The organism is Novosphingobium decolorationis, assembly GCF_018417475.1.
GTDB classification, from domain to species: Bacteria; Pseudomonadota; Alphaproteobacteria; order Sphingomonadales; family Sphingomonadaceae; genus Novosphingobium; species Novosphingobium decolorationis.
This window is the reverse complement of sequence record NZ_CP054857.1, coordinates 63,494-78,041: the sequence shown is the minus strand read 5'-3', so window position 1 is coordinate 78,041 and position 14,548 is coordinate 63,494. Positions and strand designations below refer to the sequence as shown.

General features: G+C 60.2%; 12 protein-coding genes and 1 pseudogene. 5 read left to right on the top strand and 8 right to left on the bottom strand.

Annotated elements, in window-relative coordinates; all coding sequences use genetic code 11:
• Both HT578_RS21900 and HT578_RS21895 read right to left on the bottom strand, forming a co-directional pair.
• Nucleotides 1–351 carry a thermonuclease family protein gene (locus tag HT578_RS21900; RefSeq protein WP_213504595.1) on the bottom strand — a complete coding sequence of 117 codons (351 nt, stop codon included), beginning with the start codon at nt 349–351 and terminating at the stop codon, nt 1–3.
• 249 nt (nt 352–600) lie between these two features.
• Nucleotides 601–2,601: an ATP-binding protein gene (locus tag HT578_RS21895; protein WP_213504594.1), complete on the bottom strand. Its 2,001-nt coding sequence runs from the start codon at nt 2,599–2,601 to the stop codon at nt 601–603.
• A gap of 567 nt (nt 2,602–3,168) precedes the next feature.
• On the opposite strand from HT578_RS21895, the gene HT578_RS21890 reads away from it, so the two are divergent.
• The gene (locus tag HT578_RS21890) at nt 3,169–4,254 is read left to right on the top strand and encodes a hypothetical protein (protein WP_213504593.1); all 1,086 of its coding nucleotides are present in this window, start codon (nt 3,169–3,171) and stop codon (nt 4,252–4,254) included.
• Here the strand turns inward: HT578_RS21890 and HT578_RS21885 are convergent.
• Together HT578_RS21885 and HT578_RS21880 are read right to left on the bottom strand one after the other, a co-directional pair.
• A pseudogene (locus tag HT578_RS21885) lies at nt 4,200–5,256 on the bottom strand (IS630 family transposase). The gene HT578_RS21890 and the pseudogene HT578_RS21885 overlap by 55 nt on opposite strands.
• A gap of 423 nt (nt 5,257–5,679) precedes the next feature.
• Nucleotides 5,680–6,501 (bottom strand): IS5 family transposase, encoded by an 822-nt coding sequence (locus HT578_RS21880; RefSeq protein ID WP_213504591.1) that lies wholly within the window; start codon nt 6,499–6,501, stop codon nt 5,680–5,682.
• Between the two features lie 253 nt (nt 6,502–6,754).
• Here HT578_RS21880 and HT578_RS21875 point away from each other — a divergent pair, with 253 nt between their 5' ends.
• The gene (locus tag HT578_RS21875) at nt 6,755–7,477 is read left to right on the top strand and encodes a hypothetical protein (protein ID WP_213504590.1); all 723 of its coding nucleotides are present in this window, start codon (nt 6,755–6,757) and stop codon (nt 7,475–7,477) included.
• Nucleotides 7,478–7,711: 234 nt separating this feature from the next.
• The gene (locus HT578_RS21870) at nt 7,712–8,806 is read left to right on the top strand and encodes a hypothetical protein (protein WP_213504589.1); all 1,095 of its coding nucleotides are present in this window, start codon (nt 7,712–7,714) and stop codon (nt 8,804–8,806) included.
• 120 nt (nt 8,807–8,926) lie between these two features.
• Here the strand turns inward: HT578_RS21870 and HT578_RS21865 are convergent, their stop codons facing one another.
• From HT578_RS21865 to HT578_RS21855, 3 genes are all read right to left on the bottom strand, one after another.
• Complete coding sequence (locus tag HT578_RS21865) at nt 8,927–9,517, bottom strand: PIN domain-containing protein (protein ID WP_213504588.1); 591 nt, start codon at nt 9,515–9,517, stop codon at nt 8,927–8,929.
• A gap of 3 nt (nt 9,518–9,520) precedes the next feature.
• Nucleotides 9,521–9,979, bottom strand: a complete 459-nt coding sequence (locus tag HT578_RS21860) for a helix-turn-helix domain-containing protein (protein WP_213504587.1) — start codon at nt 9,977–9,979, stop codon at nt 9,521–9,523.
• Nucleotides 9,980–10,479: 500 nt separating this feature from the next.
• A protein-coding gene (locus tag HT578_RS21855) for an IS630 family transposase (protein WP_130752786.1) occupies nt 10,480–11,540 on the bottom strand; the annotation gives its coding sequence in 2 pieces (ribosomal slippage) (nt 10,480–11,033 and nt 11,033–11,540; 1,062 coding nt in all).
• 101 nt (nt 11,541–11,641) lie between these two features.
• Here HT578_RS21855 and HT578_RS21850 point away from each other — a divergent pair.
• On the top strand, nt 11,642–11,938 hold the full coding sequence (locus tag HT578_RS21850; protein ID WP_213504586.1) for a WGR domain-containing protein: 297 nt from the start codon (nt 11,642–11,644) through the stop codon (nt 11,936–11,938).
• On the opposite strand, the gene HT578_RS21845 is transcribed toward HT578_RS21850, so the two are convergent.
• A complete protein-coding gene (locus HT578_RS21845; RefSeq protein WP_213504585.1) occupies nt 11,917–13,101 on the bottom strand; it encodes a hypothetical protein in 1,185 nt (394 codons plus the stop codon). The genes HT578_RS21850 and HT578_RS21845 overlap by 22 nt on opposite strands.
• Nucleotides 13,102–13,257: 156 nt before the next feature.
• Between HT578_RS21845 and HT578_RS21840 the strand changes: the two genes are divergently transcribed.
• Nucleotides 13,258–14,496, top strand: a complete 1,239-nt coding sequence (locus HT578_RS21840; protein ID WP_213504582.1) for a site-specific integrase — start codon at nt 13,258–13,260, stop codon at nt 14,494–14,496.
• Nucleotides 14,497–14,548: the final 52 nt, after the last annotated feature.

Sequence of the window (14,548 nt, the reverse complement as noted above, 5' to 3'; positions counted from 1 at the left end):
TCAACGCCACGCTCTTGCCAAGCCTTGCGAGATCAGGAATTCGCCTACGTCTTGCCCGCGGACTGAAACTCGAGCAAGCGTACGGCCATACCGATCTGTACCTAGCCGCGTTATGGTAATGGGCGCATTTCCTACAAAGCGGATCAGGGCGTCTCGGCTCGCTTTGCCGAGGGCATAATCACACCAATGCGTCGAACGCTTCGTCCGCGAGCAGGAGGGTGATCCCGGTAGTTCTGGGGCATCGATGTTCGCTATTCGAATGCGCTCACGTCCACATCGAAGAGTGTCTCCGTCGTGGATTTTGGGAGAGGAACAACTGAACGCGGCTGCCGCGAGGATAAACAGAAGCATCCAGCCTCCTTGTGTAAAAATGCACTGCGCACAAGAACTGAGTGAGAAGGGGGCTGCTGAGAACCTTGGCGATGACGGAGTCTGGGACCTAGCCGACAGTCGCCTTCGGAGCGACCGCCCTGGATAAGCCGACCTTCGCTCCAGGACTGGACAATGTAGGCCCAACGGCTCGCCTTGCGACAAAGCCCACATCCGAGCCGCTAATGCGGTTCAGCTAAGTTGGCTTTGTATGAAGGTACACCTGAAGGCTCAAATCCCCAGTTTATGGAAAAAGATCTTGTTGCGCATCTCTGCATCGGCGAGCACCTTCGTCCAGCTCAACACCTCCATGTACAAACGGATGTTTGGGAACCACTGGAAATAGCCTAGCCCATCCGGCATGATAGTAAACTGCTTCTCTCGGTGGAGCCAATCCGACACCTTCCGGGGTAGATCACATACCACGTAGCCATAAAAGGTCGTGTTGTCAGAGACGAGGATGTCTCGGCCTTTCGGCGTTCTGAACTTCCCATCCCGGAACTGATTGACGTAGCGAATGATCTGCTGAACCGGATCATCGTCAGACGAGGGGTTGGCGAAGTCGTGACGCTGCGGTTTCTTGAACTCGAAGATCGTGATGGGATTGCTAGGCACGTTGTCGCCGCGGAAGGCGATCCGACGGTTGAAGATGGAGATGTCACTCCGGTCGGTCCGCGCGCCGTCGATCGGGATGTCGGAAGCCACATAATCGGCGAAATTGAGGCGTTCGTCGAGAATCCACAGGTTGTGCTGCTCATAGTCAAGCGCATCAGAATCCCTGCGCCTAGGCATGATGATGTCGTGGACATCGCCTTCGGACTGGTACTTGCCGTCGTCGTCCGTCTCTAGCGCCTTTCCGAACAGGTCGAGCACGCATTTCCGCATCGAAACGTAATGGATTAGGTCGTTTTTGCTCGTCTGGGAGATGCTCGCCACAACATCGGCCACCTGCTGGTGCAGGGTGTTTGGGTCGTCGCTGGAAAGTATCTGCTGGACCTGGGCCCGCGTCTCCATTTCGCGCGTGAACTTGGCCGTCTGAAGATGCAGCTCGATGTCCTGCGGCGTGGGTTTCATTGGCAACGATGCAAAGTCGATTTCGCGGCTCAGCGCGCGATGCCAAGGTGCTTGGGTGGCGATATAGTCTTCGATCCGGGCGGCTTTGCGCTCCTTACGGATTAGAATCTCTGGTCCCATCGCTTCGCGCGCGACCTCAGCCGCACGCGCCTCGATCTGAGTCTGCGAGATCCCGTAAAATATGTCTGTTTCTCGCTGGAAATTAAAGGCCCCGCGCTCGAGAGACACGTTTCGATCAAGATAGTCACCGAACACATACGCTTTGATCACATAGTTGCGATCGCCCCGGGCTCCGTCGCTTTCACCGCTGTCGTAAAACTCATCCGCGAATTCCGGGATGTACGTTTGAATCGCGACATCGGTCACCTCCCGCCGGTGCGCGACCAGTGCAATCTTGCTCTTGCTCATGCGGGGTGCATAGAATTTGAAGACCCGCACGCTGAAGGTCTCGGTCTCGTCGTTAGCGGCGATGACGATCTCCGGCTCGCCGACCTCAAGCTCGACGATCTGCCGGTTCTCCTGCGTCAAATAGTCGTTGAGCACGATCGGAACGCCACCCTTCTCCTCGCCGATCACGATCCGCGGGCATTCCGACTTGGGGTCGATAAAATAGGGCAGCAGACGTTCGACCAACACGCGCGCAATGACATCGAGAGACTTGTCCGAGAACTTCACAGACTTCAAACCGCTGATGGTGATCTTCGAACCGGTCGATGTCGATTCGGTGTTGGAGATCTGCTCGTTGATGATGATGTCGGTCCGCATCCCCATCTCGAAGGAACGTGCTTGCAGCCCATCGCCGTCGCGAAATACACTTTCCACATCAAAGCGTTCGAAATACTTTAGGCAGGTGAAGCGACCAAAGCCTTTGCCTCCCTGGCCGGCCTTCATGCCACTGTAGAGCGTGTCGAAGGAATCCCTGTGGTCCTTGTCAAAGCCAACGCCGTCGTCCTCCACGGTGAAGCCATCCACGGAGGCAATCCGTTCGATGAGATCGACCTGGCCGTCACGAAGGATCGTGACTGTTACCTGTCCGCCGATGGGCTTCGTGACTCGGATTGCCTGAATGGCGTTGACGATCAGCTCGATCACGGGGGTGTAAACCGTGGTACCAGAGCGGATGTTTTCTACGGCCCGCTTGATGTTGATGCTGCTCAATTGCCATTTCCCCTATTTCGGCCTGTCCTAACAAAGCTGCACTCATCTGCAAGTTAGGTCTGGCTCGAAGCCGGGACTTCGTGCCTTAGACGGGGTGGAGAATCGAGCTAGTATGCGCGATTCCGAGGAAGCTATTGGAAAGCTTGTGGCGTGTCCGGCAAGTCTTGGTCCCTTGGCCGAGATACTCCGCATCCTGATGAAGCAGCGGGGCTGCCCCATCTCCGTTCCGTCCACGCTGTCTCGAACCGCCGCCGTGCCGGTCGTCCGCTTAACCCATAGCTGTTAGGCAGGACCAAGGATGCTCATCGCTTCTGCGCTTTCCTGAAGCCCTCCACCGCGCGTCACTCCGCTTTTCCGACGAAGGCAGATTTCGTCGGAAGGCCATGAACTGCTCAATTATGGCTTTTGAGACGCGATGACCTATGCGCTGCTCGTAGCCCGTTGGGAGTGCGAAGTTTGTTCGATCCCGTCTCCCAAACGAGTTTGATACTTAAAAAGTCCTTGGTATGCAGCTAGGTTATTCCAACTCTGCCGTAAGTTTCCACGTCTGGATCATAGCCACCACCGATGAGCGCCGTTTTCCCACAGTCTGAAGCCGCCGCGTCATCTCCATCGACTTACAAGCCGGTCGCACGGTTGGTCTCGTCATTGCTGGAGCGACGCTCGCCGGCTGAGATGTTGTCGGCGCTGAAGACGTTCGAGCGACTGCGGCGGACTGAGGCTGTTAAGAACGAGATCAAGACTTCCATTAAAGATTTGGTCGGTCACCTCGAAGCGGCTCGTCAACGCGAGGCGCTGGCCACCGCCTTGGCAGTTATGTTTGTGGATGCCGATTATGCGATCGGGCGGATGCGACGCGACGGCGTGCTGCGCAGCTCCAGGTATGGGTTCAACGGGTTGGTCATCGCAAACATAGCGCGGGCTGGCCTCAATGCCCGTCCATGGCTGGTCGCGCGTGACGGGCGGTTTGAATATCTCAAGTCTGTTCTGGCGCTGACCAGGCTGGCACCGGGGGCAATGGCACTTCACGGAAGGATCGTGAAAATCCTGAGCACGCGGGAGGATGTCGCGCTGAAGACGGTCTTCGCGGTGCTGAACGCCCGATTCTATCATTACGCACCAGCTGATGCCGCTGTCGGTTCTTTGCAGCTTGGACGGTTTTCTGCTGAAGACTTGTCCGATGCAGCCTCGCTGATCCTGACGGTTTACCGCCAGCTTTTTCCGATCCGCAACGATTGCTTCAACCACATTGATGCTGAGGTTTTGGACCCTTCCTCGTTCGTCTACGAACGGCTTTTTCTGGCCGCAGTCCGTCTGACAAAGTTCAAGGACGCGGAGATCATGATCGATGGCCTTCCGTTTCAGGCACGGGTTGAGCGTGGTGTCGTGCATGTGTCATCGGTGGACCCGGACGTCGAGAAGGCGATCCGACTGGGATATGTCCAGAACCAAATCCAGGTTGAGATCAGGGCTGAACAGTTCAAGAAGGAGCCCCCCCCGATGTCGATCCGGGAGATGGTCGACATCGGGTTCCAGGAGGGCGGGCTCGATAAGCTGATCGAGATCGTCGAAAAACCTGTGATACCAAGGTGCATAGATCAGTACCCATGCGCCCATTGGCGCATTCCGATGGACATGATGTGCCAGGGCTGATCGACGAGCTTGTTCCATGCGAAGCAGCAGTGGTCGACGATGTCGTCGTAGGATTTGAAGATGCGGTTCGACAGCCAGTTGTCGCGCATGAACTGCCATACGTTCTCAACAGGGTTGAGCTCCGGGCATCGTGGCGGCAGCGGCATCAGGGTAATATTGGGAGGCACGACCAGTTCGGCCGAACCGTGCCATCCGGCCTGATCGAGCAGGAGGACCGCATGCGCGCCCGGCGCGACGTGGAAGGCGATTTCCTCGAGGTGCATGCTCATCGCCTCGCTGTTGCAACGGGGCATGACGATACCGGCGGCCTTGCCTTCGGCGGGACAGATCGCGCCGAACAGCCATGCCGAGGAGCGACGCTGGTCCTTCGGCGCTGATGGCCGGGTGCCGCGCTTCGCCCAGCGCCGGGTGAGCTTGGTCTGCTGGCCGACGCGGGCTTCGTCCTGCCACCACAGCTCTATCGGCGTTCCTCTCGGAGCCGCCGCTTGATTTGCGCCAGACGGGCGGCGAACCTTTTAAAATCGGCAATGTCATCGCTCTTCTGGCCACGGTGGCGTGGCCGCGCCGTGAGTTGCGGTAGCCCATGGCGCGAAGCTCGCGCCCAAGAGTGTGACGTGTGACCGACAACTCGAACTCGTCCCAGATCCACTGCGCCAGATCGCACAGCCGCCAGCGCACCACGCCATGCGCTGCAGGAATCGGCCCAGTCTCGACGATCTCGGCAAGCCGCGCGCGCTGCTCGTCGTTCAAGATCGACGCTCTCCCCGGAGCCTTGCGCGTTGCCAGACCGTCGGGACCTCCCTCGTTGAAGCGCAGAACCCAGTCGCGCACGATCTGCAGCGTCACTCCGGCAAACTTCGCCGCTTCGCTGCGGCTCCTGCCGTCCAGGATCAGTGCAACAGCCAACAGACGCCGGACCTGACCGGCATCGCCACTTCGTCGCGCAAACTGGCGCAAATCCGCCGATGTGTAGTCAGATCGAACCCCAATCGCTGCCGCCATCGCAAGCCTCCATGTGCTCGCAACGTCGAATCAGATTTTCATCCGCTTGGGAATCCCCGGCGTGAGTCAGCCTCAGCGCGCCTTGGTATGAGACGGTTGCGCCTCTTCCTGCCGACAGCGCCGCAAATCTTCGACATGTTCCGATCCGAGGCCCCTACACGGGAGGAGATCGAAGGCCTTTTCGTCATTGACGTCAACACCTTCGGCGAACTGGAACCGGCGATGAGGGTCGCGCCGAATGTGACGTTGATGGATGTTCTTAAGGTTCAGAGATATTTCAACTTCATCAGCTGCGTTTATCAGCGGAGGCTGGAGGACATTGAGGATCAGGCGGAGCGGACGTATCTCGCCTTCACCTCACCCATCTTGGTCATGAAGCATCATCAGCTGTTAGTGTCTGATTCAAAATTGCGGGCGAGGCAATCAGGGCCTTGCGATGCGGCGAGCATAGAGCTGGATGGATGCGATAAAGAGCCAGGCCGTGGCGGACGCGATGGTTTCCTCGAAGTCCTTTGCCAGACGCCGGTTGCGGCTCAGCCAAGCGAGCGTTCGTTCAACGACCCAACGTCGGGGCAGGACCTCGAAGCCCTCGGCAGTATCGGACCGTTTGATGATTTCGACGGTCCACTTTCCGATCCGGCGCAGGGCCTCCTTGAGCTTGTTTCCGGCATAGCCGCCGTCTGCAAACACGTGGCGCAGCCAGGGGAAGCGCCTGACGATTTCTCCAAGGACCAGCGGTGCCCCGTCCCGGTCCTGAATGTCGGCGGCGTGCACAACGGCATGGACAAGATTTCCATCGGTGTCGGTCAGAATGTGCCGTTTGCGTCCTTTGATCTTCTTCCCGGCATTGTAACCGCACAGGCCACCGCTTTCGGTCGTCTTGACCGACTGGCTGTCGATCACGCCAGCGCTGGGAGAAGCCTCTCGGCCATCAGCTTCGCGGGCCATCATCAACAAGGTGTGGTTTATCGTCAGCCACAGTCCGTTGTCTCGCCACAAGTAGAACCAATGCCGCACGCTCGACACCGGCGGAAAGCAAGGCGGCAGCATCCGCCATGGCAGGCCTCCGCGCAGCAGGTACAGAATTGCCTCGACGATGCGTCGTAGTGGCCATTTGCGGGGCCGTCCGACACGAGACGCAGGTGGAAGCAATGGCTCCAGCAGCGCCCACTCGGCATCCGTCAAATCGCTTGGCAAAGCCAGCCCGCTGCGCGCATGAAGGGCGCGAGTGGTATCGGTCCACATCGTTGAATCCATGGTAGTTTTTGGCGAAACCCATGAATCAATGACAGGCCAAAGCGTCAAGCTAACCTGCTGATACCACTCAATTTATTTTCTGATCAGGCTCTTAGGTCAATTCCTGCTCATTTTCGGAGACGAGGCGAAGTCACGGGCTCTCATCGACCTGATCTCGATTGATTACCAGGCACCACACTTCGACCTTCAGTACACGCCGCTGGTAGACTTGGGGTCGTATTATGTCATCGCGCCGCATGTCTTGGCTGCGTCGAACCTCGTCCGCAACGTTACCGTGGCAAAGAAGTTGAGAGACTTCGTGCTCGGGCCGAAGGACCGGATGGTCTCGGCACTACTGGAGGCATTCGAGGCCGCTGGGTTCAAGGTGTGTTCCGACGTTAAATTCAGCGTGGAGGGCCAAAAGGGTGATCTCGACTTGGTCGCATGGCGTGATGGCATCCTCTTCATCTTGGAGTGCAAGAACGCCTACCACCCGTGCTCACCTCACGAGATGCGGAACAGCTACGGTCACATCAAGAAAGGACGAGAGCAGTTGGACCTGCGGCGGCAGCTATATACTGACCCAAGCAACCAGGCGGCACTTTTCGTGAAGCTAGGTTGGAGCGTGCAACCGACGATCCGTATTCACACGGGCATCATTATCGCCAACAGAGTGTTCCATGGCGCTCGGTTCAACGGCCATCCGGTGCGCCATGCGAAGGAACTGATGAACGTACTTCTGACGGGAACGATTGCGGACGGGGGGGACGGTCTACGGTTCTGGGAGGGTGAGACTTTTACGGCTGACGATCTGATCACCTATCTTGAGGGCGACTCAATCGTCACGAAGCAATTTTCCGCGCTGGAGCCGTATTTAATCGAAATCGACGTAGGTGGCAGGAAACTGGTGTTCGATTCCCATGTGCTCAATGTTCAAACGCTCAACGATACTATGTTTGCGAGCTATGGAGGATCGGCGACTTAACGGGTGCGACCCATGGCAGTGCTCATTACTAGCAGCGAGGCTTGAGACCTTAAATGATATAGTCGCCGCCGCCTGCCACACATAATGCACCTACGAAAATAGGATGAAACTTCAGTGATCGTCAGACAATACGTCTCCTGCCTAGAGTGTGGAACCACGCATTGCCTGCGCATAGGCCTCGGCAGTGAGCCTAAGCAGGTGCATTCTTTCGCCTGCACTAGCTGCGGGCAAGAGATGGGACTCCGGCTTGAGTTGGGAAGTGGCTGGGTGCTCCAAGAAAATACCGTGGCGGCGAAAGAGGATGCAAAGGCACCTATCGTTAATCTGCATCCTTCGTTCGTATTTCCCAAGGCTGAAATTGGCAGCCCGTTTGCCTTTCCGAGCATCGAGTTCGGCAGCGACATGGTTAGAGCTGCGATTGCGGCACGGGTGCGTTCTGGGCTGTCGCCAGATCTTCCCAAGGTTGCGCAGGATGAGCCGCGCCGAGCACGTATCACTGAAGAATGGGATCATCTGCGCGCCGCGTGGTCTCTACATCGCAATGGCAAGGTTGATCTGGTAGAGAAGCGCCGTGCTGGTTTCATTCCGACGGCGGGTTACGTCGACCCGCCGGATACTCTGGCGGACTGGGTCTTCCAGTTTGCTCAAGGCTTGGGTGCACCATGCTTTGACGAACATTTCGAAGCATTGTTTCAACAGCTGCTGATCGCTAAAGACAAGGGCGATTTCGGCAGGTTTGTGAAGCATTTCGGCGATGATATGAGTTCGGATCATGGCCGGCGTCACTTCGAGATGGCCAAGGCCTATTTCGCTGCATTTTCCGAATTTTCTCAAGTCCACCATCTCGTCACCTCAGGAGTGCCGGTCGGGGAGGAGCACGCTGCTGCATCCACCAATTTTGATGCCACTCGAATGTTCTACGGAAATGCTTTCGAGGCGTTCGGCGCCAACGTTGAATTCTTGGTATGTTTGAATAACCTGGTCGAAGATCGTCCATACGACCAGCTGAAGAATATTACTCTCTCGACATACAGACAAACGGACAAGGCGGGGCGGTGCAATGCCATCGCGGACAATGTCGCCATGGCTGCAATATGCAAGGAATTCGACAATCAAGTCCGGAACGCGTCCCACCATGGCGGGATGGTTTTCGACCGCGCGTCCGGCGTAATTCAATATCGAGCGGGTAAAGGCGGCCAGGGTGATGTCCGATCGATGGGCTATGCCGCTTATCTTGCGCGATGCACGCAGCTCTTCGTGCAACTTTCAGTTCTGATGCGGCTCGAGATATTAGTCGCCAACGAATATGGTGTCAGGTTGCCGCTGTGACTGGCGGTCTTCGGACCTGTTGGTGAGCAGATGCCGACAGATCTCGGACCGTCTGCTCCTAGTGGAAGGAAATCGGCGGCTGAGCGGCCGTAATGGGTCGAAGATGTTGGAAACGAGCCCTCAGATCGAGCCGAGGTGGGGCGTTATGACGGACGCTGTTTCGAGCAGGCCATTGGCTTCCAAGGCCCGTAAAAAATCTTCAGGGGACATTTCAGGTCGCTTCAGGCGCTCGCGCATTTTTCGGATTGCGGCGATCGCCCGCCCCTCTTCAAGAGCAATGGTGTCGGCAATGAAGTCGTCGGCGCTTCGTGCCTCGATGTTGAGTTGGCCGAGGATGTCAGCCGGAAAATCTTTCAGATTCTCGGTGACGAGGGCCTGGGCTTGCGTTTTGACGGCAGCGGCCATGACGTGTTCGTCGCCGGGGTCGGGCAAGCCAAACTGAGCGCTGCCAATCAGCGTGAAGTCTTTCACCATGGCTTCCGGGAAGGCTGTCTGCATGGCCTTTACCGCTCGCACTCCTCGCGCCTCAGGGTCAGCGAGACCGCGCTCTCGCGCCATTTTGATCAGGGCAGCCTTGGTCTCGGTCAGAATGGGCTCTGACCAGCGGATGCGGAAAAATTCGGCTTCAGCAAGCGATAGCAGCAAGTTACGCCGCCAGACACTGACGAGCGTACAGGCATCAATGAGGGCAGTGTAGCGGTTTGCGAACACGGGTCAGACTAAGTCGGCATCGCCGCTGACGAGTTCGTCGAGGGCCCGCGAACGTTCATCATCGCGCTGCGCCTTGTAGCGAAACACGTCATCGGCCCGGATGCGGCGATGACGTCCGACCAGAGTGTGGGGTATCGCCTCCTGCTCAAGCAGCTTGATCAGGTAGGGGCGTGATACATTGAGCAGGTCGGCGGCTTGCTGCGTCGTCAGCATTTCCTGGATCGGCACGAGTGTGACCGCGCTGCCGCTGCCGATATGGCGCAGCAATTCCAAAAACAGATCAGACATGGCAGGCGTGAGAGTAATTTCGACCGGCCTTTTCGATTCCGGTTCGTGGACACGCAAGGTCGCTTCACCCGACTTTTGAGCCGCAAGCATGCGACGAAGCTGGTTCGCGATCTGGCGGTCATCAGCCGACGGCATATGACCGCCAAACGGCTCTGAATGCGCAGGCAATGTCATGGGAACTCTCCGTGTCAGAGCAATTCAGTAGCGCATATTCGAAATAAACGCAACGAAAATTGGTTTCTTTGGGCTAGCGGAACCTTCCCATCGGCCGTCCAAATCCGCTGGTGCCGGCCGTCAGGTACCCTTGGGCATCATACTTTTGTCCGGATCTACAAACCTTGAGGGCCAGCAGGGCGCCAGCGACGAGCAGAAGCGCGGACCAGGGGAACTGCGCAATGGGTGCACAAGGCAACGTCCTGCCCTTGCTTGTCGCGCGCGATGGATTGCCGCGAGGGCTCGTGCCGGCCCAGGAAACAAAGCAGGGATCTCATGCCCGCCGCTTACCGCTTGCAACGGCAGGTGTCATCCAGAACTGGTGGTGTTTTGAGTCCTGGCGGTTACCCGCGCTTGCTGGCCGATCCCGTAATCGCCTGCGTGAATCACCAAAAGGCTTGTGATTCAAAATTCGCGTTGGATCGGCGCGTTCGCGCGCGCGTAATACCAAGGTGCATAGATCAGTACCCATGCGCCCATTGGCGCATTCCGATGGACATGATGTGCCAGGGCTGATCGACGAGCTTGTTCCATGCGAAGCAGCAGTGGTCGACGATGTCGTCGTAGGATTTGAAGATGCGGTTCGACAGCCAGTTGTCGCGCATGAACTGCCATACGTTCTCAACAGGGTTGAGCTCCGGGCATCGTGGCGGCAGCGGCATCAGGGTAATATTGGGAGGCACGACCAGTTCGGCCGAACCGTGCCATCCGGCCTGATCGAGCAGGAGGACCGCATGCGCGCCCGGCGCGACGTGGAAGGCGATTTCCTCGAGGTGCATGCTCATCGCCTCGCTGTTGCAACGGGGCATGACGATACCGGCGGCCTTGCCTTCGGCGGGACAGATCGCGCCGAACAGCCATGCCGAGGAGCGACGCTGGTCCTTCGGCGCTGATGGCCGGGTGCCGCGCTTCGCCCAGCGCCGGGTGAGCTTGGTCTGCTGGCCGACGCGGGCTTCGTCCTGCCACCACAGCTCTATCGGCGTTCCTCTCGGGAGCCGCCGCTTGATTTGCGCCAGACGGGCGGCGAACCTTTTTTAAAATCGGCAATGTCATCGCTCTTCTGGCCACGGTGGCGTGGCCGCGCCGTGAGTTTGCGGTAGCCCATGGCGCGAAGCTCGCGCCCAAGAGTGTGACGTGTGACCGACAACTCGAACTCGTCCCAGATCCACTGAGCCAGATCGCACAGCCGCCAGCGCACCACGCCATGCGCTGCAGGAATCGGCCCAGTCTCGACGATCTCGGCAAGCCGCGCGCGCTGCTCGTCGTTCAAGATCGACGCTCTCCCCGGAGCCTTGCGCGTTGCCAGACCGTCGGGACCTCCCTCGTTGAAGCGCAGAACCCAGTCGCGCACGATCTGCAGCGTCACTCCGGCAAACTTCGCCGCTTCGCTGCGGCTCCTGCCGTCCAGGATCAGTGCAACAGCCAACAGACGCCGGACCTGACCGGCATCGCCACTTCGTCGCGCAAACTGGCGCAAATCCGCCGATGTGTAGTCAGATCGAACCCCAATCGCTGCCGCCATCGCAAGCCTCCATGTGCTCGCAACGTCGAATCAGATTTTCATCCGCTTGGGAATCCCCGGCGTGAGTCAGCCTCAGCGCGCCTTGGTATAAAACGTGTCCCATGGACATCGAGACGACACTCAACCAGTTGCTGGCACCCGCAGGCGGACGCCTCGCGCTGGAAGCGCGCGACCCGGCGCGCGGGCTCGCGCGCCGCTGGCAGGTCGAGGTCGCCAAAGACCTGTTTGGGTGGACCACACTGACCTGGAGCTGGGGCCGGATCGGAGCGGCGGGGCAGGGTAAGCAGCGCGCCTTCGCCGCGCGCTGCGAAGCGCGCAAGGCGGTGCGCGCGCTGTTGCAACGGCGCATGCGCGCGCCGCGCCGGATCGGTGTTTCTTACGTTCCCGTCACTTCCTGACTGCCGGTTCGCGCGAGCAGGCGGTCGAGGTCGGCCATCGCCTCGTCAAATTCGTCGACGGCGGTGCCCAGCGCTCCGGTGAAGACCGGACCTGGAATCTCGTTCGCCCTCGCGCGTTCGATGGCGACGAGCAGGACCTTGCCCTGACGCGACTGACGCTCGGCCAATCCGGCTTCGGTTAGCGCGGCGCTGACGGCATAAGTCCCGCGCCGGCTGACGCCGATGGCATCCATCAACTGGTCGAGCCCCAATGGCGCGAACCCAGCCAGCAAAATCCAGGCCTCGCCCGCGCGCGAACTCCGGCGCAGCCCTGCGAGCCTCTGCGTGAGGAGTGCAGCGCGCGTGCGCGCCGTGTCGAGCGCCGCCAAATGCGCAGTGGTGGCGACCTCGAGCGCGTGGGCGAGCGCAAGGGCCTGCCGATCAGGGGCATGCGCCAGCAACAGGCGTTCGGTGGTGAAGAGACCGGGCATCGGCAACGCGCGCGCCAGCGATGTGCGCTGCGCAAGGAGGATGCCCGCGGCGACATCGAGCGCCCAGAGCGGCGTGATCGGGCGCAGCCCCGCGAGCGCGACCAAGGTCTCGCCGGTGTCGTAGGTGCGAATTCCCGCTTCCATCGGAGCAAAGGCCGGGTCGTGCGCGGCGGCGGTGCACAGCGCTGCGAGGGCAGCGAAGGGGAGCGGCCCGTCGGCGTCCGCGGGCAGGACCTCGACCAGCACGCGGGCACGATCGAGCGCGCCGGTTGTCGCGTCCGTTTCACGCGTCTGCTCCTCGGGTGACGGGGCAATGGCATCGGCGACGAAGCGCGCGCAGCGCTGAAGCGTCTGCGCAGTCCTGGCAAGCGGCTCCCACGGATGGCGGGCCATTTCGGAGAGGAGGGCGCGGACAATACCCAGCGCCGAGGAGGGTGCCTCGGCGATGTGTTCGGGGCCGCGCGCGAGCCCGGCGAACCAGTCCGCAAAGCGCTCCGGGGCATCGAGATAGCCCGCCTGCGTCAGCGCACCAAGCAGCGTGCGGCGCACCAGATCGGCGCAGAACAACCGTTCTTCGGTCTCGCCAAGACGGGTGAGCCGCCCATCGAGTTTGCCCAGGGCGTACGCGGCTGACGTCTCGGCGCGCGCCAATTCACGTTGGTCGACGGTGTTCTCGGCTGACCAGGGATCCAAAGGCTCCATGCCGCTATGTGTAGCTATTTGCCTTTCACTGCACAACTGCCCAGAGGGTTGAAAAGCAAACCTGTGATAATTGCAGTTATCACATAAGCAGATTTGACCGTTCTTTATAAGGTGGGCTACAAGCGCGGCTGAGGAGCGAGGCGCGTCGTGAGCACCGAAACCGCCCGGGAAGGGCCAGAAATCCCCGTAGCGCCGCCTGAGGCTGTCCTGCCGGCCGTCAGGGCGCCGGCCGACCTTGCGTGGACGATCGTGCAGATGCGCGCCGGCGAGCGCATCACCGTCAACGAGGGCCTGATCGCCGCCTATCAGGCCGCTTCATCGCCCCATAGCATCCGTGCGCTCAAGTCCGACGTCGAGGCGTTCGATGCGTGGTGTAGGCGCAACAACCGGATCGCGCTGCCGGCCACGCCCGAGACCGTGGCCGATTATCTCGACGCGCGGGCCGGGAAGGGGAGCCGGCCGGCCTCGCTATCCCGCTACAAGGCGTCGATCGCCAAGATCCACCAGCTGCTCGAGCTCAAGGATCCGACGCCGGCGCCGCTGGTGAAGCTGCGGCTCCAGACGGTGCGCCGCGAGAAGGGGGCTGCGCAGAAGCAGGCGCGGCCGCTGCGGTTCAAGGGCCCGGTGCGCGACGTCGAGCGCGACAAGGCGCGGGGGCTCAACATCCGCGCGCTGCTCGAGAGTTGTGGCGAGGATCTGCCGGGGCTGCGTGATCGGGCGCTGCTATCGGCCGCTTATGACACCGGGCTGCGCGCCTCCGAACTGGTGGCGGTCGCCATTGAGCATATTGAGGAGGCGATCGATCCCGAAGCGCGGCTGCTGCAGATTCTGCGTCATAAGGGCGATCAAGACGGGGAGGGGGCGACCGCCTACCTCAGCCCGCGCACCGTCGCGGCGATCGCGGCGTGGACCGAAGCGGCGGGGATCACGACAGGGCCGCTGTTCCGGCGGGTGCAGGTGCGGCGCTACAAGGCGCGGGCAGCCGTGCGCGGTCGGCCGATCGACAGCATCTCGGGGCGGGAGACCTGGGATCTGCGCAAGACGCTGCCCAGGCCTGCGGTGAAGGCGCGCGTCGAATATGACATCGGCACCGTGGCGCTGCACCCGGGCTCGATCGGACCAATCTTTCGGTCGATCATCGGCCGCGCGTTCGACCGTGGCGCGCTGCCCGATTTGACGGCGGACGATCTGGCGCGGTTGCTGAAGGGGATCAGTGCGCACTCGACGCGGATCGGGCTCAATCAGGACCTGTTCGCCAGCGGGGAGGATTTGGCCGGCATCATGGACGCGCTGCGGTGGAAGTCGCCGCGGATGCCGCTCGCTTATAATCGCAATCTCGCGGCAGAGCAGGGGGCGGCGGGGCGCCTTATGGCGAAGATTGGCTAGTCATGACGGCCTAAATAGGTCTTTGGATGATGCCGTGCGACCACACGACGGC